The following is a 22,392-nucleotide window of genomic DNA, read 5'->3' on the forward strand; positions in this document are numbered from 1 at the left end:
TCGCCCTGCGCTACCAAGCCCTTTTTACATGCTGCTGCACCCTTCTTGATGCAGAGAGACAATAGCCGCCGAAAAACGCCAGGCGCCCAGCTGCACAGGCAAGCCAGGTGCCGGCGTGGAGATTTGCAATGGAAAACCTGGATGTTCATGTTCTGCGCCACCTCGCGCAATGGCGCGCTCAGGGCGAGCGCGCGCTGCTGGCCACGGTGGTGCGTACCTGGGGCTCGTCGCCCCGGCCCATCGGCTCCATCATGGCGCTGGGGGCTTCGGGCGCCGTGGTCGGCTCCGTGTCCGGCGGCTGCATCGAGGACGACCTGATCGCCCGCTACAGCCACGCCTCGGACGCCGACGCCCTGCGCGACGGTGCGCCCCGGCTGCTGCGCTACGGCGTCAGCGCCGACGAGGCCCACCGCTTCGGCCTGCCCTGCGGCGGCACGCTGGAGCTGCTGCTCGAATTCAATCCCGACGCTGCTGCGCTGCAGCAACTCGTCCAATGGCTGGACGAAGGCCGCATGGTGCGGCGCACCGTGGACAAGGCCACCGGCCAGGTCGTCCAGCAGGTCAGCGACGCGCCCGAGCCGCTGGTGCATGCCGGGCAGCAGGTCGCCAACAGCTTCGGTCCCGAGTACCGCATGCTGCTCATCGGCGCAGGCCAGCTGTCCGAATACCTGGCCACCATGGCGCTGTTCAACGGCTTTGCGGTCACCGTCTGCGACCCGCGCGAGGAATACAGCCGCCACTGGAGCGTGGCCGGCGTGCAGCTGTCGCGCGAGATGCCCGACGACCTTGTGCGCACCATGCGCGCCGATGCGCGCACCTGCATCATCGGCCTCACGCACGACCCCAAGCTCGACGACCTGGCCCTCATGGAAGCCCTGGAATCCCCGGCCTTCTACGTGGGCGCCATCGGCTCGCGCCGCAACACCGCCCTGCGCCTGCAGCGCCTGAGCGAGCACTTCGGCCTGGGCGACGCGCAACTGGCGCGCCTGCGCGGCCCCATCGGCCTGTACATAGGCAGCAAGACGCCTCCCGAAATCGCCGTCAGCATCATGGCCGAGGTCCTGGCCGCCAAGAACGGCGTTGCCCTGCCGCGCGGCATGACCGTGGAAGAAGGCAAGCTTGCCGCCGCCCAGCCCCCGCAGCCCCTGGAGGATGACGGGTCCGAGGGCATCACGCCGCTGGTGTGCGGGGTGGGGTAGACGGGGCGCCGCAGGCGGGTGGAATGGGGCTGCAGTGACAGGAGTTGAGACGCTATATTGATCGATCTTCTTTCATAGAGGGAGGCGATCATGTGTTTGGCTGGGAATGAGGCCGGCTTGCCCGGCACGATTGTCGGCAATCCTGTAGCGAAATGGTTCGGAGGCGCGGCGTGAGCGGCGCTCGTCCGCTGGCTGCCGGCCTGACGGCCAGCCTCTCCGTGGCGACGGGCTATCTGCCGATTGCTTTTTCCTTTGGCGTGGCGGCCGTTCAGGCGGGTCTTGCTCCATCCATTGCGGTGCTGGCTTCCGTGCTGGTCTATGCCGGAGCCAGCCAGTTCCTGCTGATTTCGTTGCTGGCTTCGGGAGCTGGGCTGTGGACCGCTTTGCCCACGGTGCTGTTGATGAATGCGCGGCATGTGCTGTATGGCCCGGCCCTGCAGGTGGTGCTGGGGCCGCGGCAGCGCCTGGCCACACCCTGGTTGGCCTTTGGCCTGACCGACGAGGTGTTTGCCACCGCCATGAGCAAGATGCAGGGCGTGCCAGAGGCCGAGCGCGAGCACTGGTTTCTGGGCTTGCAACTTGGCGCCTACGCGGCCTGGGTGGGCGGCACGGTGATGGGGGTGACGCTGGTGGGCGAGGTGGATCGATGGCCGGCAGCCGTCCGCGAGGGGCTGGCCTTTGTTCTGCCCGCATTGTTCTTTGCGCTGCTGCTGGAGGCGGGGGTGCTGCGCTGGTGGCGTGCGGTGCTCACGGCCGCCGTGGTCGCTGCGGTGCTGGTTCGCTTCATCCCGGGCTACCACGCCCTGGCGCTGGCGATCCTGTGCGGTGCGCTGGCACATGCGGCCACGGCCGATAGGGGCTGATCACCATGTCGTACACATTCTGGATCTTGCTGTTGTGCGGTGCCGGCACCTTTGGCCTGCGCTGGTTGCCGTTGTGGCAGGCACGCCGCAGAGGGCACTCTGCACGGGCGTCCCGGAAGGTGCAGAGGTGGCTGGCGGGTGTCGGGCCCGCCGCCATCGCTGCCCTGTTCGTGGTGTCAACCTGGGGGCTGTTGGTCAGCGATGTCCGCTGGGGGCGGGTGGCCGTGATCTCCGTGGCTTTGCTGGCCATCTGCCTCGCACGCCTGGTGCGTGGAGGCATTGCCATGCCGACCTTGGCTGGTGCGCTGACCTACGGCCTGCTGGCCCATTTCAAGCCCTGGTGATGTCAGTGCGGCTGGGCATGGAAGGCCTTGTTGGCAATCTTCCAGCCGGCCTCGGTCTTGAGCAGCACGAAGTAGTCGATGAAGGTGATGGCGCCGTGCACCAGGGTGATCTTGGCGCTGGCCGCCGTGCCGCCGATGTCGATGGCGTCGATGCTGCGGCGGCGCGTGGCCTCGTCGGCGGCGGGCTGGCCCTTGAAGCGGGCGCAGTAGGTGTCGATGTCCCAGGAGGTCAGCGGGCCTTCGCGCACGCTTTCGATGCGGGCGGTGGGCATGAAGGCGGCGCGCATGTGGGCGCTGTCGTCCTCGGCATGGCCGCGCATGTACAGCTCCAGCGGCACGCGCACGGCGGCTTCTTCGGGGTGGTCGGTCAGGCGTGGGTTGGCAGTCGTCATGGTGTTCTCCTGTGACGGATGGATGGCGGCCTGCGCTTGCAGGCCGGCGGCCGCGCATCGTAGCCACAAGCGCGGGGGGCAGTCCAACGGGTGGCGAGGCGCGGGCCGCGCCGGGGTGCGGTGCAATGCCTTGTTTTCAATGGACTTTCGGGCTGATGCGCCCCGCATTGGCCGTGCCTGGGTCAACAGTGTTTTGAGCGCCGTGCCCTGTCTGAGACCCTGCCGACGGGTGCTCGACCTGTTCCGAAAACGACCATGTCAGAGCGGGTAAAGCCGGGGTAAAGCGGGGGTAATGCCTGCGTAAAACGGCGATCTGCCTCGTTTTGGAGAGCATGGGACTGGCTACCATAGCCGCATCCGCCGCCGTTCCCTGTTCTGGGGCCGGACCCACGGTTTCCTCCCACGACTTCCCGCAGTGACCATGAAACGCCTGTCAAGCAGCCCCTTTGTTGCAGATGCCCACGGCGTACGCCAGCGCGGCCGGGTACGGCCCGCCCTGATGTGGGGCGTGGTGGCTCTGGCCCTGGTGGCGGGGGGCGGGCTGTGGTGGTGGAACAAGCGGGCGCCGGCGCAGGGCGAGCAGGCCTCGGCCGGTGCGCCCGGCCCGGGTGGCGGGCGTGCGGGAGGCGGCCGGCGCGGCCCCGGCGGGCCGGGTGGGCCTGGCGGCCCCGGCGCCATGGGTGCCCAGGCGCAGCCGGTGTCCGTGGGCGTGGTGGAGCGGCGCGACATGCGCGTGCTGATCAGCGCCATCGGCACCATGAACCCGCGCGCCACGGCGGTGGTGCGCGCCAAGGTGTCGGGCGAGTTGCTGCGCCTGCATTTCAAGGAAGGCGACGAGGTCAAGGCCGGCCAGCTGCTGGCCGAGATCGATCCGCGCAGCTTCCAGGCCAGCTTCAACCAGATCCAGGGCACGCTGCAGCGCGACCAGGCGCTGCTCAAGAACGCCCAGCTGGACCTGCAGCGCTACAAGGAGCTGCAGGCACAGGATTCCATTGCCGGCCAGCAGGTCGATACCCAGGCTGCGCTGGTGCGCCAGTACCAGGGCACGGTGGCCGCCGACCAGGCCCAGGCCGATGCGGCCAAGCTGCAACTGAGCTACACGCGCATCACGGCGCCCATTGCGGGCCGGCTGGGCCTGCGCCAGGCCGACCGGGGCAATGTGGTCAACCCTTCGGACACCAACGGCATCGTCACCATCACCCAGGTCAAGCCCATCGATGCGGTGTTCTCCGTGCCCGAGGCCCATGTGGGCACGCTGGCACGGCGCCTGGCCGAGGGGCGCGAGCTGCCCGTGGAGCTGTGGGATCGTGACCTGAAGCAGCAACTGGGGCGCGGCCGCCTCAATGCGGTGGACAACAGCATCGACATCGCCACCGGCACCATCAAGGCCAAGGCCGCTTTCGACAATGCCGAGGGCCGGCTGTTCGCCAACCAGTTCGTCAACGTCAAGCTGGAAGTGGACCGGCTGGAGCAGGCGCTGACCGTGCCGACCACGGCCGTGCAGAACAACTACGTCTACCTGGTCCAGGAGGATGGCACGGTGACGCAGCGGCGCATCGCCGTGGGCGTGACCGATGGCGACCGGGTGAGCGTGAAGGGCGAGCTCAAGCCTGGCGAGCAGGTGGTGGTCGATGGCATTGACCGCCTGCGCGAAGGCGCCAAGGTCACGGTGATCGAGCCCGACAAGGTGCAGAAGGTGGACCAGGCCGTGCAGGATGCCTCCGGCCAGCCGCGCGGCATGCGCAACCTGCCGCCCGATGTGCGCGCCAAGCTGGCGACCATGAACCCCGACGAGCGCAAGGCCTACCTGCAGAAGCTGCGTGCCGAGCGCGGTGGGCAGCGCAATGGTGGTAACGGTGGCAGTGGCGGTAACGGCGGCAACGGCGGCAACGTGACCGCGCCGGCGGCCGAAGGCTCCGCGCCCGCAGGCCAGTCGCCGGCACCGTCGCCCGGATCGCCTCAGCCTTCGCCCGGCCCGGCACCTGCCGCGCCCTCTGCGCCTGTTGCTCCGGCGGCTCCCGCAGCTCCCGCTCCGGCCGGGCGCTGAGCAGCGCCCCGGCACCTGAAGACTGCAAGCCCTTCCAGGCGGCCCCATGAATCTTTCCCGCATCTTCATCCTGCGACCCGTCGCCACATCGCTGCTGATGGTGGCGGTGCTGATCGCCGGCCTGCTGGCCTACCGGCTGTTGCCGATTTCGGCCCTGCCCGAGGTGGACTACCCCACCATCCAGGTCACCACGCTGTACCCCGGTGCCAGCCCCGACGTGATGACCTCCAACGTCACGGCGCCGCTGGAGCGCCAGTTGGGCCAGATGCCGGGGCTGTCGCAGATGTCGTCCACCAGTTCGGGCGGCGCCTCGGTGATCACGCTGCGCTTTGCGCTGGACATGGCCATGGACGTGGCCGAGCAGCAGGTGCAGGCCGCCATCAACGCGGGCTCCAACCTGCTGCCCAGCGACCTGCCCATGCCCCCGCTGTACAGCAAGGTCAACCCGGCGGATGCGCCCATCCTCACGCTGGCCATCACCTCGCCCTCGCTGCCGGTGATCCGCGTCAATGACCTGGTGGAAAACCGGCTCGCGCCCAAGCTCTCGCAGGTCAACGGCGTGGGCCTGGTGGCGATTGCCGGTGGGCGCCGGCCTGCCGTGCGCATCCAGGCCAACCCGACGGCGCTGGCCGGCCTGGGCATGACGCTGGACGATGTGCGCACCGCCATCGCCGCGGCCAACGTCAAGCAGGCCAAGGGCGGCTTCGACGGCCCGGCGCGCGCCTCCACCATCGATGCCAACGACCAGCTGCAGTCGGCGGCCGAGTACCGCAACCTCATCATCGCCTTCAAGAACGGCCTGCCCGTGCGCCTGTCCGACATCGCCCAGACCGTGGACGATGCCGAGAACACGCGCCTGGCCGCCTGGGCCGGCACGCCCGAAGGCGGTTCGCGCGCGGGCGTGATCCTCAACATCCGGCGCCAGCCCGGCGCCAACGTGATCGAGACGGTGGACCGCATCAAGGCGCTGCTGCCCCAGCTCAAGGAGACCCTGCCGGCCTCGCTGGACGTGCAGGTGCTGACCGACCGCACGGTGACCATCCGCGCCTCGGTCAACGACATGCAGCTGGAGCTGATGCTGGCCATCGCCCTGGTGGTGGCGGTGATCTTCGTCTTCCTGCGCAGCGCCTCGGCCACGCTGATCCCGAGCTTTGCCGTGCCGCTGTCGCTGATCGGCACCTTCGGCGTGATGTACCTGGCTGGCTTTTCGATCAACAACCTCACGCTGATGGCGCTGACGATCTCCACCGGCTTCGTGGTGGACGATGCCATCGTGATGATCGAGAACATCGCGCGCTTCGTGGAAAAGGGCGAGCCGGCCATGCAGGCCGCGCTCAAGGGCGCCAAGCAGATCGGCTTCACCATCATCTCGCTGACGATTTCGCTGATCGCCGTGCTGATCCCGCTGCTGTTCATGGGCGACGTGGTGGGGCGGCTGTTCCACGAGTTCGCCATCACCATGGCGGTGGCCATCCTGATCTCGGCCGTGGTCTCGCTGACGCTCACGCCCATGCTGTGCGCACGGCTGCTGCGCCACCAGCCCGAAGGGGCCGCGGAGGAAAAGCATGGCCGCCTGTACCACGCCACGGGCCGCTTCTTCGACCGCACCATCGCCGGCTACGGCCGCATCCTCACCTGGGTGCTGGACCGCCGGGGCCTGACCTGGATCGTCTTCCTGGCCACGCTGGCCGTGACCGTGCTGCTGTACTTTGCCGTGCCCAAGGGCTTCTTCCCGGACCAGGACACGGGCACCATCCAGGCCACGACCGAGGCCGACCAGTCCATCTCGTTTGCCGCCATGGCCGAGCGCCAGCAGGCCCTGGCCGAGCTGCTGCTCAAGGACCCGGCCGTGCAGAGCATCTCGTCCTTCATCGGCGTCGATGGCAGCAACACCACGCTGAACACGGGCCGGCTGCTGATCGACCTCAAGCCCCATGGCCAGCGCGATGGCGTGCCCGCCGTGCTGCGCCGCCTGTCCGACGATGCGCTGCAGATCCCGGGCATACGCCTGTACGCCCAGCCCGTGCAGGACCTGACCATCGAGGACCGCGTGGCGCGCACCCAGTACCAGCTGCTGATGTCCTCGCCCGACATGGCGCAGCTGACCACCAGCACCCAGGCCCTGGTCGAGCGCATGCACGACCTGCCCGAGCTGGTGGACGTGGGCAGCGACCTGCAGAACCAGGGCCTGCAGGCCTTCGTGCAGATCGACCGGGCCCAGGCCAGCCGGCTGGGCGTGACGGTCGCGGCCATCGACACGGCGCTGTACAACGCCTTCGGCCAGCGGCTGATCTCCACCATCTTCACGCAGTCCAACCAGTACCGCGTGGTGCTGGAAGTGGCGCCGCAGTTCAAGATCGGGCCCGAGTCGCTGCAGGCCATCTATGTGGCCTCCAGCGCGGGCGCGCCCGTGCCGCTGTCCTCGGTGGCCACGGTCAGCGAGCGGCCCATGGCCCTGGCCGTGAACCATGTGGGCCAGCTGCCCGCCGCCACCATCTCGTTCAACACCGCGCCCGGCGTGTCGCTGGGCCATGCGGTCAAGGCCGTGCAGGACCTGATGGCCCAGCTGCGCACCGAGGGCCATATGCCGCTGTCGGTGGACGCCGCCTTCCAGGGCGCGGCCCTGGCCTTCCAGGCCTCGCTGTCCAACACGCTGCTGCTGGTGCTGGCGGCGGTGATCACCATGTACATCGTGCTGGGCGTGCTCTATGAGAGCACCATCCACCCGGTGACCATCCTGTCCACGCTGCCCTCGGCCGGCGTGGGCGCGCTGCTGGCCCTGCTGCTGGCGGGGCTGGACCTGGACATCATCGCCATCATCGGCATCGTGCTGCTGATCGGCATCGTCAAGAAGAACGCGATCATGATGATCGACTTCGCGCTGGAGGCGCAGCGCGAGGAGGGGCACACGCCGCGCGAGGCCATCTACCAGGCCTGTCTGCTGCGGTTCCGGCCTATCCTGATGACGACCTTGGCTGCTTTGCTGGGGGCCTTGCCGTTGATGCTGGGGACGGGGGTGGGCAGTGAGTTGCGGCATCCGTTGGGGGTGACGTTGGTGGGGGGCTTGCTGGTGAGTCAGTTGTTGACTCTGTTCACTACTCCGGTGATCTATCTGACTTTTGAAGGGTGGGCGCAGCGGTGGCGGGATCGTCGGGGTGCTTCTTCGGAGCAGGCCCATGCTTGAGCTTGATCTGCGCTTTTGGCTGGCGCCGCTGGCCGGGGTTCGGCCCGGCGGCCGACCTACTTTCTTGCCTCGCAGCAAGAAAGTAGGCAAAGAAGCGCGCCCCACTGCCCGCGACCCCTTCGCTTCGCTGCGGGGCCACCTGCGTCGTGGCGCTTGCGGGGTTCGCCGTGAAACTCACTTCGCGCTGGCGCGCTGCGTTCAGACAATCACGGCGAGTCAGAGGACGAAGCAGTCCTGTCCTTCGGCAGGACTGCAACCCCGCAAGCGCCACGACGCAGGCGCGGGCAGAAGGGGAGTTTGCTCGGGCCATCGCTTCGCTCGGCCTGGGATTTTTGGGGCTGGATCATGAGCCAGCTTTCCAATCTCTCGGCGCCGTTCATCTTCCGGCCCATTGCCACCATGCTGATGACCATCGGCCTGGCGCTGGCGGGGCGGTGTCGTATTTCCTGCTGCCGGTGGCGCCGCTGCCGCAGGTGGACTATCCGACGATTTCGGTGTCGGCCAGCCTGCCGGGTGCAAGCCCGGACACCATGGCTGCCACGGTGGCGACGCCGCTGGAGCGGGCGCTGGGGGCGATTGCGGGGGTCAATGAGATCACGTCCAGCTCCAGCCTGGGCAGCACGCGCATTACGCTGCAGTTCGATCTGTCGCGCACGGTGGACAGCGCGGCGCGCGATGTGCAGGCCGCCATCAATGCGGCGCGCACGCTGCTGCCTTCGGGCATGCCGGGCAATCCTACGTATCGCAAGGTGAATCCGGCCGATGCGCCGATCATGATCCTGGCGCTGACGTCCAGCGCGCTGACGCGCGGGCAGATGTATGACGCGGCGTCCACCGTGCTGGCGCAGAAGCTCTCGCAGGTGGAGGGCGTGGGCCAGGCCTCCATCAGCGGCGGGGCGCTGCCGGCCGTGCGCGTGGAGCTGGACCCGGTGAAGCTGGCGGCCAATGGCGTGTCGCTGGACCAGGTGCGTACCGCCATTTCGGCCACGAATGCCAACCGGCCGCTGGGCGCGGTGGAGCGCGAGGACCATTACTGGCAGGTGACCGCCAATGACCAGGCGCGCGTGGCGGCCGACTATGCGCCGCTGGTGCTGCGCTGGAGCAATGGCAATGCGATCCGGCTGCAGGACGTGGCCGATGTCACGGATTCGGTGCAGGACGTGCGCAACTACGGCGTGGCCAATGGCAAGCCCGCCATCCTGCTGCAGATCTTCAAGCAGCCCGATGCCAACATCCTGGAGGCCGTGGCGCGCGTGCGCTCTTTGCTGCCGCAGCTCAAGGCGTCCATTCCCGAGGCCATCGATCTGACCATCGTGTCCGACCGCACGCCCACGCTGCGTGCCTCGGTGGTGGAGGTGGAGCGTGCGTTGTTGATCGCCGTGGCGCTGGTGATCCTGGTGGTGTTCCTGTTCCTGCGCAATGGCCGGGCCACGCTGATTCCGGCCGTGGCCGTGCCGGTGTCGCTGGCGGGCACGTTCGGCGTGATGTACCTGGCCGGCTACACGCTGGACAACCTGTCGCTGATGGCGCTGACCGTGGCCACGGGCTTTGTGGTGGACGATGCCATCGTGGTGCTGGAGAACGTGATGCGCCACATGGAGCGCGGCAAGACCGCGCTGCGCGCGGCGCTGGACGGGGCGCGTGAGATCGGGTTCACCGTGGTGTCCATGAGCCTGTCGCTGATCGCGGTGTTCGTGCCCATCCTGTTCATGGGCGGCATCGTGGGGCGGTTCTTCCGCGAGTTCGCGGTGGTGATGTCGGCGGCCATTCTGATCTCGATGGTGGTGTCGCTGACCACCACGCCCATGATGTGCGCGGCGCTGCTGCGGCCGCAGCGCGTGCCGCAGCCGGGCCGGCCGCGCAACGGCCTGCAGCGCGCCTGGGACCGCTTCGGCGCCTGGGTGGGCCGGGCCGAGCGGCGTGCCATGTCCGGCTACCGCGCAAGCCTGGCCTGGTGCCTGCGCCACCAGCCGCTGGTGCTGCTGGTGCTGGCCGGCGTGGTGGCGCTGAACGTGCACCTGTACATGGCCATCGACAAGGGCTTCATGCCCAGCCAGGACACGGGCCGCGTGATGGGCTTCATCCGGGCCGACCAGTCCACCTCCTACCAGGCCATGGAGCAGCGGCTCAAGCGCTTCCTGTCCATCGTGCAGGAAGACCCGGCCGTGGAGTACGTGACGGGCTTCACGGGCGGCGGGCAGCGCAATGCGGCCAACATGTTCATGTCGCTCAAGCCGCTGGCCGAGCGCAAGGTGTCTTCCGACGAGGTGATCAACCGCCTGCGCGACAAGCTCAAGAACGAGCCCGGCGCGCGGCTGTTCATGGTCACGCAAAGCGATATCCGCATCGGCGGGCGGCAAAGCTCGGGCTCGTACGACTACACGCTGCAGGCCGACGACATCCAGGACCTGCGCACCTGGGAGCCGCGCATCCGCCAGGTGCTGTCGCAGCTGCCCCAGCTCACGGACGTGAACAGCGATGTGTCCGACTTCGGCCTGCAGACCTCGCTGGTGATCGACCGCGACGCGGCCACGCGCCTGGGGCTGACGGTGTCGCAGATCGACGGCACGCTCAACAACGCCTTCGGCCAGCGCCAGGTGGGCGTGATCTACAACCCGCTCAACCAGTACCGCGTGGTGATGGAGGCCGCGCCCCGCTACCTGCAAAGCCCCGAGACGCTGCGCGGCTTCTTCTTCGTGAACAACCAGGGCGTGCAGGTGCCGCTGACCTCGTTTGCGCGCATCACCACCACCAACACGCCGCTGGCGGTGAACCACGACCGGGGCACGCCGGCCAGCACCATCAGCTTCAGCCTGGCCGAGGGCGTGGCGCTGTCGGATGCCAGCGATGCCATCCGCGCGGCCGTGGCCGAGCTGGGCGTGCCCGTGTCGGTGCGCGGCAGCTTCAGCGGCACGGCCGGGGCCTTCCAGCAGGCGCTTTCGGGGCAGCCGCTGCTGATCCTGGCGGCCATCATCACCATCTACCTGGTGCTGGGCGTGCTCTATGAAAGCCTGGTGCATCCGCTGACCATCCTGTCCACGCTGCCCTCGGCCGGCGTGGGGGCGCTGATGGCGCTGATGCTGTTCAAGACGGAGTTCTCGCTGATCGCGCTGATCGGGGTGATTTTGCTGATCGGCATCGTCAAGAAGAACGCCATCATGATGATCGACTTCGCGCTGGAGCGGCAGCGCGCCGGCCACGCCACGGCCGCCCAGGCCATCTACCGCGCCTGCGAGCTGCGGCTGCGCCCCATCCTCATGACCAGCCTGGCGGCCATCTGCGGCGCGCTGCCGCTGGCCCTGGGCCGGGGCGATGGCGCCGAGCTGCGCCAGCCGCTGGGCATTGCCATCGTGGGCGGCCTGATGCTGAGCCAGCTGCTCACGCTCTACACCACGCCCGTGGTCTATGTGCTGCTGGACAGGCTGCGCCAGCGTGTCATGGGCCTGCGTGGCCGCGTGCAGGGCAAAGACCCCGGCACCCCTGTGCCCGCCGCATCACCCCAGTGAACCGAATCCGAAAGCCCAAGGCCATGCAGCTGAAGACACTCCAAACCCCGGCGATCTGGCTGGCCGCCGCGCTGCTGGCCGGCTGTTCCACGCAGAGCGCCTACCAGCGCCCCGCACTCGAGGTGCCGGCCCAGTTCAAGGAAGCCACGCCCGAGGCGGCCGAGGCCGGCATCTGGCGGCCCGCAGATCCGTCGCGCGCGCAAGTGCCCGACAACTGGTGGGAGCTGTTCGGCGACGAGCAGCTCAACCGCCTGCAGCAGCAGGCCGCCACCGGCAACCAGAGCATTGCCCAGGCCGCCGCGCGCCTGCGTGCCGCGCAGGCGGCCGTGGCCAGCAGCCAGGCCGGGCTGTTCCCCACGCTGGGCAGCACGGCCGGCGCCACGCGCTCGCGCAGCGGCGGGGCCTCCGGTGCATCAGGTGTATCAGGCACGGGCGGCAACACCGCCAGTAGCGGCAACATCTCGACCAACTACTCGCTGGGCCTGAACGCCAGCTGGGAGCTGGACCTGTGGGGCCGCGTGTCGGGCACGGTCAGCGCCAGCCAGGCCAGCGCCCAAGCCAGCAGCGACGACCTGGCCGCCGCGCGCCTGTCGGCCCAGGCATCGATCACGCAGACCTATTTCTCGCTGCGCGCGGCCGATGCCAGCGTGCGGCTGCTGCAGGAAACGCTGCAGGGCTACGAGCAAAGCCTGAAGCTCACCAACAACCGCTACCGCGCGGGCGTGGCCTCGTCGGCCGATGTGGCCCAGGCCGAGGCGCAGTACAAAAGCACTCAGGCCCAGCTCATCGAGGCACAGACCAGCCGCGCCCAGCTGGAGCACGCCCTGGCCGCGTTGCTGGGCCTGCCGCCGGCCGCCTTCAGCCTGGAGGCCGGCGCCGAACTGCCGCCGCCGCCCGAGGTGCCGGCCCTGCTGTCGTCCCAACTGCTGGAGCAGCGCCCCGACATTGCTGCGGCCGAACGCCGCGTGGCCGCCGCCAACGCCCAGGTGGGCGTGGCGCGCGCGGCCTTCTTCCCGGCGCTCACGCTGTCGGCCACGGCCGGCTACCGGGGTGCATCGCTGTCCAACCTGGTGAGTGCGCCCAACCTGTTCTGGTCGCTGGGCCCGTCGCTGGCGCTGGCGCTGTTCGACGGCGGCGCGCGCACGGCGGCCGTGGAGTCGGCGCGTGCCTCGCTGGACCTGGCCGCCGCCACCTACCGCCAGACCGTGCTGACGGCGTTGCAGGAGGTGGAGGACAACCTGGTCACCGCATCCGCCCTGGCGCGCGAGCAGCAGGTGCAGATCGAGGCCGTGGCCGCCGCGCAGAAGGCGCTGGATGTCGTCAACAACCAGTACCGCGCGGGCACGGTGGCCTATCTGAATGTGCTCAGCGCCCAGACCACGGTGCTGTCGGCGCGGCGCAGCCTGATCGATGTGCGCAACCGGCGGCTGGCCGCCGTCAACACCTTGCTCAAGAACGTGGCCGGGCGCTGGCAGCCGCTGGGCCCGGCCTCCGTGCAGGGGCCGCAGGCTGTCGCGCGCTGATGTTCAGTCCTGCAGCTCGAAGGCCTGGCGCAACGCTTCGCCGAAGGCTGCGCTGCCGCTGATCGACAGGTTCACCGTGGTGCGGCCATCCCCCGCCGCCACGGATTGCAGGCGCGCCGTGGCTGCGTCAAAGCGCCAGGCCAGCGGCTTGCTGCCATCGTCCTGGGCCTGCAGCTCGTAGTCCCAGTCGCCGCCTTCCTCGATGGGACCGCGCCGGCCCTTGAAGCGGCGGTGTGCCCAGGCCAGCAATTGCTCCACCTCGGCCGCCAGGGCTGGCACGCGCGTGGCGGGCACGCTGGCCATGGCGTCCCAGCAGCCTGTGCCTTCGTCGTCTTCGCTGTAGTCGAAATCCAGGTAGTCGAGGGTCATGTTGGGGTCCGCCTGCGTGATGGGAAAAGAGAAAGCCCGGCATTGTGCCGCGTGCACAATCGCCCGCATCGAAGAACCGGAAAGACATTCAGATGGACACCGCACAGCAATCGATGGCGCCGCCCATGGTGAGCGCGCAGTCCCTGCGCTTCGGGCAGCCGGGCCTGCTGCTGTGGGATGGCGCCTCGCACCACTGGCCCGTGGGCCTGTGCCTGGTGCGCGGCGGCGAGGGCTGCGGCAAGACCAGCCTGCTGCAAATGCTGGCCGGCCAGTTGCCCTTGCAGGCCGGGCGCCTGGCGTATCCGCAGCAGCCGGACCCGTCGCAGCGCCCCGCGCTGTTCTGGCGCGACCCGCGCGCCGAACTGTCGAATGCCGAGCGCGCCGGGCCCGCGCAGGAATGGGTGCAGGCACAGCGGCAATTGCACCCGGCGTGGAGCGAGGCGGCCTGGCAGGCCCATGCCGACGGCCTGGGCCTGGAGCCCCATCTGCACAAGCCCCTGCTGGCCCTGTCCACGGGCAGCCTGCGCAAGCTGTGGATGGCGGCGGGCTGGGCCAGCGGCGTGCCGCTGCTGCTGATCGACGAGCCGCTGGCCGCGCTGGACCGGGGATCGATCGACCATGTGCAGCGCACGCTGGCAGGGCTCAACCGTGCTGGCCAGCAATCGGCCCCCGTGGCCGGGCATGGCCCCCGCTGCGTGATCGTCGCCCATTGGGACGAGATGCAGGGCGTGGCCTGGGACGACGTGCTGGACCTGCCCGATCAGCCGCCGCTGCGCTGACGGAGCCGGCGTCTACATCGCCACCTACATCGCCACCTACATCGCCTTGAACCGCTGCGCGTAGAGGCGGCTGACGGCCAGTTTTTCCCCTCGCTCGCGCAGCTGCAGCCACAGCCGGCCGGCCTCGTCGCGCTGGGCGCTGGCAATGGCCGCCGCACGCACCACCGTGCCGCGGTGCACCTGCCAGAATTCCTCGGCGTCCAGCCGGGGCAGCAGCTCCTTGAGCGGCGTGCGCACCAGGTATTCATGCGAGGCCGTGAGCACGCGCACGTACTTGTCGGCGGCCTCGAAGTAGACAACGTCGTGCACGGGCACCATCTGGATCTGCGTGCCCACGCCGGCCTGGATCATCTGCAGCGGCGGCTCGGTAGCGGTGGCGGCGGGGGCCGTGGCACCGGCCAGGTGCCGCAATTGCTCCAGCGCCTGCGCCAGCGCAGCGCCGGCCGGGGCCACCGTGCGCTGGGCCAGCAGCTCGCGCAGGCGCTGCACGCTGCGCGCCAGCCGCTCGGGCTGCACGGGCTTGAGCAGGTAGTCCACGGCCTGGGCCTCGAAGGCGTCCATGGCGTACTGGTCATAGGCGGTCACGAAGACCAGGATGGGAAACGGCTGCGCCTCGGGCCAGGCGTCGGCCAGTTCGGCGGCGGCCTCCAGGCCGCTCTGGCCCGGCATGCGGATGTCGAAGAACAGCACATCGGGCTGCAGCGCCAGCGCCTGCCGGGCGGCACTCAGGCCGTCGCCCACCATGGCGGCAATCTGCAACTCGGGCCAGGCACGGGCCAGGGCCTGGCGCAGGTCCTCGGCCAGCAGGGGTTCGTCTTCGGCGATCAGGGCGCGGGGGGAGTGGGTCATTTCAACCGGCGTTGGCAATGGTGATTTTGGCGAGCGTGCCGCCTTCGGGCAGGGCGGCCAGTTCGAAGTGCGCGGCGTCGCCATAGCGGCTGGCCAGGCGCTCGCGCAGCTGGGCCGTGCCGAAGCGGCTGCCGGGCAGGGCGGGCGCACCGGAATCCAGGCCCATGCCGTTGTCGGCCACGGTCAACTCCAGCGGGCCGCCGGCGGTGCGGCGCGCGCGCACGGCGATATGCCCGCCTTCCAGCTTGGGCTCCAGTCCGTGGCGTATGCAGTTTTCCACCAGGGGCTGCAGCAGCAGCGGCGGCACGGGTACCTGGGCCAGGGCCTCGGGCAGGTCCAGCGTGTATTGCAGGCGCGGGCCCATGCGGATGGACATCAGCGCCAGGTAGTCGCGCAGGCGTGCGAACTCTTCGCCCAGCGCATGCTCGGTGCTACGCGAGCCGCCCAGCGTGGCGCGCAGGTAGGCGATCAGATGGTCCAGCATGGCCTGGGCGCGCTGCGGGTCGCTGGCCACCAGCACGCGCAGGTTGGCCAGGGTGTTGAACAGCATGTGCGGCTCCAGCTGGGCCTGCAGCAGGGTGAGTTTGGCCTCGGCCGCCTGGCGTCGGGCCTGCTCGGCCTGCATCTGCAGGTGGCGCGAGTAGCCCAGCAGGAAGAAGGCCAGCGACATCACCGTGCTGGCGACGATGGTGACGGCCAGCGGTATCCACAGCCGGTGCATCAGGGCCGTGCTGGCGTCGGGATCGGCCCACTGCCTGTAGGCCGTGCCGATCAGCGACCCGATCACGAACCCCGTCACGATGCCGGCCACCACCAGCGCGGCGCCGCGCCAGCCGCCGGGCCAGGGAATGTCCTGGCCCCGCGTCAGGCGCCAGCGGCCCAGTTCGATGGTGAGCCAGCTGGTCAGGCCGATCGACAGCGAGTAGATGAGGTTCACGTCCCAGCGGCCGTGGTTGCTCAGGCTGAATGCGGCGGCAATCAGGGCGCAGGCCGAGGTCGTTGCGATGCCGTGGCGCAGCAGCGTGGTCCGTTCCACGATGTGGCCCTGTGCGGCCCGCTGGGATGGGGCGTTGGATGCGAGGTCGGGCATGGAGAGCAATGGTAGTCCCATGGCGTCGTTCAGCGGGCGCGGCCCTGGCGTGACTGCAGCGCCTGCCGCTCGCGCTCCACCATGCGCCCGTGCCAGCCGTTGCCCGGCAGGGCCAGCCAGACCACGGCCCCGTGGATGGCCAGCCCCAGGCCCCAGCCCAGGGCCGGGAAGATGGCCCAGTGCCTGCCCTGGGACAGCGACAGCGCCGCCAGCCCGAGGTTGACCAGCACATAGACGCTGGCGTGGATCATCCAGCCCATCTTGGCGCCTGCGCGTCGGCGCGCCATGCGCTCCAGGGCATCGTCGTCGTGGCGAGCAGAGGGATCGCGGGGATCAAGGGTATCGAGGGTGCGCATGGGAAGTTCTCCGTCAGGGGGAAGGAAAGCGGCGTCAGGCCAGGCCCAGCTGCTGCCACAGCAGGTCGCCCAGGTAGCGGCCGGGCAGCAGGGTGAACAGGCCCGCCACGACGCAGGCGCCGATGTAGACGCTGCGCATGATCTTGCGGTGGCCGGCGATGTTGCCGTGGTACAGGTGCCAGAACGAGCGGCCCAGGCCGGCAAAGGTCAGCGGCACCAGCAGGTGGACGGGCGTGTAGCCTGCCCAGTTGGGCAGGCGGTAGTCGCGGATGAAGCAGGCGGACACCGCCGCGCAGACCATGAGCGTGACGAAGGCGTAGCCGGCCGCGCGGTGCAGGCGGGGATGGACGGCGGCCTGGCGGCGTGCCAGCAGGGCGATGGCACCCGTGGCCGTGGCGGCGAGGGCGGCGCTCATGTGGATGGCGATCAGCGGTGTCATTTGCATGGCGGTGTCCTGGCGTGCGGCCCGGTTCTGCGGGCCTGTATGGGACAGGACTGTCGTTGCAGGACGCGGGCCGGGCCAGCGCCATGCGACGGACGTGCGCCGGCAGGGTGCCAGATGCATCGGGGCGCCGCGAGCTGCAGGGATCTCCGTGGTCGTTGGAAGATTGCGGCTATGGGGAGTGCGCACAAACTATTGCGAAGGGCCTTTGAATTCAATCACTTGGAGGATTGCTTCGATGCAACAGATTGAGAAAATTCATAGCAGCGCCCTAATGTGGTTGGTAAGCTAACGGATTCTGTAAATCATTCTCAGTATCATCCTCGTGCCCTCCATTCGCCCGATTTCCCTGGCCGTTCTCTGCCTGTGCAGCCAGCAGGCCCTGATTGCCCAGACCCGGGGCGGCGACCCCGTGCTGGAGGCCGTGACGGTGGAGGCCAGTGCCGACGCATCGGCCCAGGGCCTGTCCAAGCCCTTCGCAGGCGGCCAGGTGGCCACGGGCGCGCGCAACGGCGTGCTGGGCACGCTGGACTGGAAGAATTCCTCCTTCTCCACCACCAGCTACACCCAGCAGCTGATCGAAGACACCCAGTCCAAGAGCGTGGGCGACGTGCTGCTCAACGACCCGGGCGTGCGCCAGGCGCGCGGCTTCGGCAACTTCCAGGAGCTGTATGTGCTGCGCGGCTTCCCGGTGTACTCGGACGACATCGCCTACAACGGCCTGTACGGCCTGCTGCCGCGCCAGTACATTGCCTCGGAATTCTTCGAGCGCGTGGAGGTGCTGCGCGGCGCCAATGCCTTCCTCAATGGCGCGGCACCGGGCGGCAGCGGCATTGGCGGCACCATCAGCCTGCTGCCCAAGCGCGCCGGCAATGATGCGCTGACGCGCGTGGGCGCCGGCATCCAGACGGGCGGCCAGGCCTTTGTCTCCACCGACATCTCGCGCCGCTTCGGCCCTGACCAGAGCACCGGCATCCGCCTGAACGCCGTGCGCCGCGACGGCGGCACGGGCGTGGATGGCGAAGACCGCTCGCTCACCGCCCTGGGCGTGGGACTGGACTGGCGCAGCCGCAACGTGCGCCTGTCGGGCGACGTGGGCTACCAGCGCAACAGCTACAACGGCGGCCGCCCCAGCGTGACGCCGGGCAACTTCATCCCGGCCGTGCCCGACAACAAGACCAACTACGGCCAGAACTGGTCGTACTCCACCGAGCGCGACCTGTTCGCCACGCTGCGCGCCGAATGGGACATCAACGACACGACCACGGCCTGGGCCGCCGGCGGCCTGCGCCGCGGCAAGGAAGACAACTCCCTGAGCGGCGTGACCGTGAGCAATGCGGCCGGCGACACCACGGGCACGCGCTTCGACAACAAGCGCAAGGACAGCGTGGGCACGGGCGAGGTCGGCATCCGCACGCGCCTGGCCACGGGCAGCGTGGGCCACGAGCTGGTGGCCACCGCCAGCACCTACTCGGCCACCGAGCGCAATGCCTGGGGCATGGGCTTTGGCGTGGTCAACAACATCTACAACCCCTGGAGCAGCGCACGCCCGGCAATGACGCTGTTCGGCGGCAACCTGGCCGATCCCACGCGCGTGGGCGAAACCCAACTCAACAGCTTTGCCATCGGCGACACGCTGACGATGCTGGACGAGCGCCTGCGCCTGACCGTGGGCGTGCGCCGCCAGAGCATCGAGCAAAGCAGCTACGACTACAACACGGGCGCGCAGACCGACAACTACAAGAAGTCGGCCACCACGCCCATGCTGGGCCTGGTGTTCAAGACCAGCGAGAACACCTCGGTCTACGCCAACTACATCGAAGGCCTGACCAAGGGCGCCGTGGCGCCGCAGACGGCCAACGACCTGCCCGTGTCCAACGGCGGCCAGGTGTTCGCGCCCTACAAGTCGCGCCAGAAGGAAATCGGCTTCAAGTGGCAGGGCCAGCAGCTGGGCGCCACGGTGGCGCTGTACACCACGGACATGCCTTCGGCCTATGTGGCCAACCAGGTCTTCGGCCAGTACGGCAAGCAGCGCAACAGCGGCCTGGAGGCCACGGTCTTCGGCGAACCTGTCAAGGGCCTGCGCGTGCTGGGCGGCGTGACCTTCAGCGAGGCCAAGATCCGCGAGGCCGCCGATGCCACCACCATCGGCAACTACGCCATCGGCGTGCCCAAGCGCCTGCTCAACCTGGGCGTGGACTGGGATGTGCCCGGCGTCTCGGGCCTGGCCCTCAATGCGCGCGTGATGCACACCTCCAGCCAGTACGCCAACGGCGCCAACACGCTGAAGGTGGCCTCGTGGACGCGCACCGACATCGGCGCGCGTTATCTCATGGACATCGGCAACAACCGCCTGCTGACCCTGCGCGCGCGCATCGACAACCTGTTCGACAAGGGCTACTGGTCGTCCGTGGGCGGCTACCCGGGCGCCAACTACCTGGTGCAGTCCATGCCGCGCACCTTCTCGCTGAGCGCATCGGTGGACTTCTGAGCCGGAGCGATCTGAAGCATGCGCGCGTTGTGGACGGTGGTGCACCGCTGGATCGGCCTGGTGCTGGCCGGTTTCCTCACCATGGCCGGCCTCACCGGGGCCGTGCTGTCCTGGGACCATGAAATCGACGAATGGCTCAACGCCGACATGCTGGAGACCCCGGCACGCGGCCCGCTGAAGACCCCGCTGGAGCTGGCCGCCGCCGTGCAGGCCAGCGAGCCGCGCGCCGAGATCAGCTACATGACCCTGGGCCTGGTCGAGGGCGAAGCCGCCATGTTCATGGTGCGCCCCCGGCCCGACCCGGCCACGGGCCAGGCGCCTGCGCTGGGCTATGACACGGTCTTTGTCGATCCCGTCAGCGGCCGGATCACCGGCCAGCGCAACGGGCGCAGCTTTGCGCTCAGCCAGCGCAACCTCATGCCCTGGCTGCGCCACCTGCACGAAAGCCTGCTGGCCCCGCGCTTTTGGGGCACGGACCGCTGGGGCTACTGGTTCATGGGCAGCCTGGCCCTGCTGTGGGTGGCCGACAGCTTTGTCGCGCTGCTGCTGACCTTTCCCGTCAAGCTCAGGAAAGGCGCCCCGCGCCTGACGGCGGCCGTGGGATCGTGGTGGCGGCGCTGGCTGCCCTCATGGCGCGTGCGCTGGGGCGGCGGCGCCTACAAGCTCAACTTCGACCTGCACCGCGCGGGCGGCCTGTGGGTCTGGGCCGTCATCGTCATCGTGGCCTTCACCTCGTTCTCGCTGAACCTGTACCGCGAAGTCTTCTACCCGGTGATGAGCACCGTCTCCACCACCACGCCCGGCCCCTACGAAACCCTCAAGCCCGCGCCCCAGGGCACGCTCCTCGTGCCCCAGGTCTCGTTCGCCCAGGCCATCGCCATCGCCCAGAGCGAGGCCAAGCGCCTGGGCTTCGCCCAGCCCGCAGGCGGCATCTGGTGGGGCGGCGACTTCCCGTTCTACAACATCTCCTTCTTCGACCCGCACGACGAAACCGGTGCCATGGGCATGGGCCTGTCCAACATCTACGTCAGCTCGGACAACGGCGAAGTCCTGGGCACCTACCGCCCCTGGCACGGCACCGCAGCCGACGTCTTCGTCCAGTTGCAGCTGCCCCTGCACAGCGGCCGCATCCTCGGCACCCCCGGCCGCGTGCTCATGTCCTTCGTCGGCATGCTCGTCGCAGTCCTGTCGATCACCGGCGTCATCATCTGGTGGCGCAAACGCAGAGCCAGGAAGATGACCCCCTGAGCGGCTGCGCCGCTTCCCCCTTCTCGCTTCGCGGAGGGGGACGCAGCCCTCACTGCGGGGCGGCCCTTGCTCGGCTGCCCGCGCTTGAGCCCTGCGAGTTTGAACGGCTGTCGGTAGTGCACGGCTCCATTGATAGCCAAATCAGAAAACTATCCGTCTAAACAGCAAAGCCACCGAAAACGGTGGCTTCAATGAAGGCTTGCTGCAGAAATAGGGCGCAGCCTCCAAATCTGGCGCGGCCCGACACCAGAGACGCCGAGCAAGAGCCGCCTCGCGGCGAGGGCGTCGTCCCCCTCCCCCGCGAAGCGGGTAGAGAGGGGGAAGCGGCGTCAGCCGCTCAGGGGGAGCTTCAGTCCTTCTTCAAGCACTCGCTCATGAACGCCTTGCGCTCATCACCCTTCTTGCCCGTGGCGTCCACGTTGCAGGTCTTCATGCGTTCCTGCTGGCGCTTCTTGCCGTCGGACAGGCAGGACTTCATGAACTCCTTGCGTTCATCGCCTTTCTTGCCGGTGGCTTCGGTGTTGCAGGTGCCCATCAGCTTTTGCTGGGCCGTGGGAGCCTTGTCCCCTGCGGCCATGCCCATGCTGCAGGCCAGGGAGACAACTGCCAGAACAACGATTTTTTTCATGATGGAATGGTTTTGAAGGCGCGCTGAAGTCCAGCGCACCCACATTGCAGCACAGTGCCGGGCGCGCAGCAACGTTGCGGGCCCGGCGTTGTAAAAGTTTGCGATTGCCGCTGACAGGCGGGCAGGCGGACACCGGCAGGCCATGGCCAGCGCAGATAATGGCCCACTTTTGCATTGCGACAGGACGCTTGCCGTGGACATTCTTTTGCTGGTCAAGGCCGCCATCATGGGCATCGTGGAAGGGCTGACGGAGTTCCTTCCCATCTCTTCCACCGGGCACCTCATCCTTGCAGGTTCGCTGCTGGGCTTCGACGATGCCAAGGCCAAGGTCTTCGACATCGCCATCCAGACCGGCGCCATCTTCGCCGTGGTGCTGGTGTACTGGCAAAAGATCCGCTCCACCGTGGTCGACCTGCCCACCAGCCGCCAGGCGCAAAGGCTCACGCTGAACGTCATCATCGGCTTCCTGCCGGCCGTGGTGCTGGCGCTGATCTTCGGCAAGTTCATCAAGGCGCACCTGTTCACGCCCACCGTGGTGGCCACCACCTTCATCCTGGGCGGCTTCGTCATCCTGTGGGCCGAACGCCGTCCGGCATCGGCCATGCGCGTGCAGACCGTGGACGAGATGACGCCGCTGGACGCCCTCAAGGTCGGCCTGGTGCAGTGCCTGGCCATGATTCCCGGCACCAGCCGCAGCGGTGCCACCATCATCGGCGGCATGCTGATGGGCCTGTCGCGCAAGGCGGCGACCGACTTTTCGTTCTTCCTGGCCATTCCCACGCTGATCGGCGCCGGCGTCTACAGCCTCTACAAGGAGCGCGCCCTGCTGTCGGCGGCCGACATCCCCATGTTCGCCGTGGGCCTGGTGTTCTCCTTCATCAGCGCCTGGCTGTGCGTGCGCTGGCTGCTGCGCTACATCTCCACCAACAGCTTCGTGCCGTTTGCCTGGTACCGCATCGCCTTCGGCATCATCGTGCTGGTGACGGCCTTCACCGGGGTCGTGAGCTGGAGCGAGGTTTGACCCAGGCTTGGGCGAAGGGCCCCAGGCATTCCTCAGGCACCAACGCAGAAGGCCACCGCAA

At 68.6% G+C, this 22,392-nt stretch carries 17 protein-coding genes and 1 pseudogene; 11 read left to right on the forward strand and 7 right to left on the reverse strand.

Translation table 11 applies throughout. From position 1 onward, the window contains the following. Positions 1–128: 128 nt before the first annotated feature. The 3 genes from CLV01_RS10665 to CLV01_RS10675 all read left to right on the forward strand — a co-directional run bounded on the left by CLV01_RS10665 (position 129) and on the right by CLV01_RS10675 (position 2,406). Complete coding sequence (locus CLV01_RS10665; protein WP_099734344.1) at positions 129–1,199, forward strand: XdhC family protein; 1,071 nt, start codon at positions 129–131, stop codon at positions 1,197–1,199. A gap of 170 nt (positions 1,200–1,369) precedes the next feature. After that, positions 1,370–2,062 carry an AzlC family ABC transporter permease gene (locus CLV01_RS10670; protein WP_099734343.1) on the forward strand — a complete coding sequence of 231 codons (693 nt, stop codon included), beginning with the start codon at positions 1,370–1,372 and terminating at the stop codon, positions 2,060–2,062. 5 nt (positions 2,063–2,067) lie between these two features. Then, complete coding sequence (locus tag CLV01_RS10675) at positions 2,068–2,406, forward strand: AzlD domain-containing protein (RefSeq protein WP_034365400.1); 339 nt, start codon at positions 2,068–2,070, stop codon at positions 2,404–2,406. A gap of 2 nt (positions 2,407–2,408) precedes the next feature. Here CLV01_RS10675 and CLV01_RS10680 read toward each other — a convergent pair whose 3' ends face one another. After that, entirely contained in the window at positions 2,409–2,798 is a 390-nt protein-coding gene (locus CLV01_RS10680; RefSeq protein ID WP_046988116.1) for a nuclear transport factor 2 family protein, read from the reverse strand. 421 nt (positions 2,799–3,219) lie between these two features. On the opposite strand from CLV01_RS10680, the gene CLV01_RS10685 reads away from it, so the two are divergent. From CLV01_RS10685 to CLV01_RS10700, 4 genes and pseudogenes are all read left to right on the forward strand, one after another. Then, positions 3,220–4,845: an efflux RND transporter periplasmic adaptor subunit gene (locus CLV01_RS10685; RefSeq protein ID WP_099734342.1), complete on the forward strand. Its 1,626-nt coding sequence runs from the start codon at positions 3,220–3,222 to the stop codon at positions 4,843–4,845. 46 nt (positions 4,846–4,891) lie between these two features. Further along, positions 4,892–8,029, forward strand: a complete 3,138-nt coding sequence (locus tag CLV01_RS10690) for an MdtB/MuxB family multidrug efflux RND transporter permease subunit (protein WP_099734341.1) — start codon at positions 4,892–4,894, stop codon at positions 8,027–8,029. Between the two features lie 345 nt (positions 8,030–8,374). Continuing rightward, positions 8,375–11,535 (forward strand): annotated as a pseudogene (locus tag CLV01_RS10695) (multidrug efflux RND transporter permease subunit). A 23-nt stretch (positions 11,536–11,558) separates the two neighbouring features. Next, positions 11,559–13,058 carry an efflux transporter outer membrane subunit gene (locus CLV01_RS10700; protein WP_099734339.1) on the forward strand — a complete coding sequence of 500 codons (1,500 nt, stop codon included), beginning with the start codon at positions 11,559–11,561 and terminating at the stop codon, positions 13,056–13,058. A 3-nt stretch (positions 13,059–13,061) separates the two neighbouring features. Here the strand turns inward: CLV01_RS10700 and CLV01_RS10705 are convergent, their stop codons facing one another. After that, the gene (locus tag CLV01_RS10705; RefSeq protein ID WP_065347487.1) at positions 13,062–13,427 is read right to left on the reverse strand and encodes a hypothetical protein; all 366 of its coding nucleotides are present in this window, start codon (positions 13,425–13,427) and stop codon (positions 13,062–13,064) included. A gap of 92 nt (positions 13,428–13,519) precedes the next feature. Here CLV01_RS10705 and CLV01_RS10710 point away from each other — a divergent pair, with 92 nt between their 5' ends. Beyond that, on the forward strand, positions 13,520–14,206 hold the full coding sequence (locus tag CLV01_RS10710) for an ABC transporter ATP-binding protein (RefSeq protein ID WP_180288375.1): 687 nt from the start codon (positions 13,520–13,522) through the stop codon (positions 14,204–14,206). A 36-nt stretch (positions 14,207–14,242) separates the two neighbouring features. On the opposite strand, the gene CLV01_RS10715 is transcribed toward CLV01_RS10710, so the two are convergent. The 4 genes from CLV01_RS10715 to CLV01_RS10730 are packed head-to-tail and all read right to left on the reverse strand — an operon-like array spanning position 14,243 to position 16,946. Then, entirely contained in the window at positions 14,243–15,055 is an 813-nt protein-coding gene (locus CLV01_RS10715) for a LytR/AlgR family response regulator transcription factor (protein WP_099734337.1), read from the reverse strand. A gap of 1 nt (position 15,056) precedes the next feature. Continuing rightward, positions 15,057–16,145 carry a sensor histidine kinase gene (locus CLV01_RS10720; RefSeq protein WP_099734336.1) on the reverse strand — a complete coding sequence of 363 codons (1,089 nt, stop codon included), beginning with the start codon at positions 16,143–16,145 and terminating at the stop codon, positions 15,057–15,059. A 29-nt stretch (positions 16,146–16,174) separates the two neighbouring features. Beyond that, on the reverse strand, positions 16,175–16,501 hold the full coding sequence (locus tag CLV01_RS10725; RefSeq protein WP_099734335.1) for a 2TM domain-containing protein: 327 nt from the start codon (positions 16,499–16,501) through the stop codon (positions 16,175–16,177). A gap of 34 nt (positions 16,502–16,535) precedes the next feature. Continuing rightward, the gene (locus tag CLV01_RS10730) at positions 16,536–16,946 is read right to left on the reverse strand and encodes a DUF2306 domain-containing protein (RefSeq protein ID WP_097203067.1); all 411 of its coding nucleotides are present in this window, start codon (positions 16,944–16,946) and stop codon (positions 16,536–16,538) included. Positions 16,947–17,268: 322 nt separating this feature from the next. Here CLV01_RS10730 and CLV01_RS10735 point away from each other — a divergent pair, with 322 nt between their 5' ends. Continuing rightward, positions 17,269–19,434, forward strand: a complete 2,166-nt coding sequence (locus CLV01_RS10735) for a TonB-dependent receptor (protein WP_099734334.1) — start codon at positions 17,269–17,271, stop codon at positions 19,432–19,434. 18 nt (positions 19,435–19,452) lie between these two features. Then, on the forward strand, positions 19,453–20,682 hold the full coding sequence (locus CLV01_RS10740; protein WP_099734333.1) for a PepSY-associated TM helix domain-containing protein: 1,230 nt from the start codon (positions 19,453–19,455) through the stop codon (positions 20,680–20,682). Positions 20,683–21,031: 349 nt separating this feature from the next. On the opposite strand, the gene CLV01_RS10745 is transcribed toward CLV01_RS10740, so the two are convergent. Continuing rightward, the gene (locus CLV01_RS10745) at positions 21,032–21,310 is read right to left on the reverse strand and encodes a PsiF family protein (protein ID WP_043781210.1); all 279 of its coding nucleotides are present in this window, start codon (positions 21,308–21,310) and stop codon (positions 21,032–21,034) included. A 193-nt stretch (positions 21,311–21,503) separates the two neighbouring features. On the opposite strand from CLV01_RS10745, the gene CLV01_RS10750 reads away from it, so the two are divergent. After that, positions 21,504–22,331 carry an undecaprenyl-diphosphate phosphatase gene (locus CLV01_RS10750; protein ID WP_013803592.1) on the forward strand — a complete coding sequence of 276 codons (828 nt, stop codon included), beginning with the start codon at positions 21,504–21,506 and terminating at the stop codon, positions 22,329–22,331. The last annotated feature ends 61 nt before the right edge of the window (positions 22,332–22,392 follow it).

The organism is Delftia sp. 60 (assembly GCF_002754395.1).
Classification (GTDB): Bacteria; Pseudomonadota; Gammaproteobacteria; order Burkholderiales; family Burkholderiaceae_C; genus Comamonas; species Comamonas acidovorans.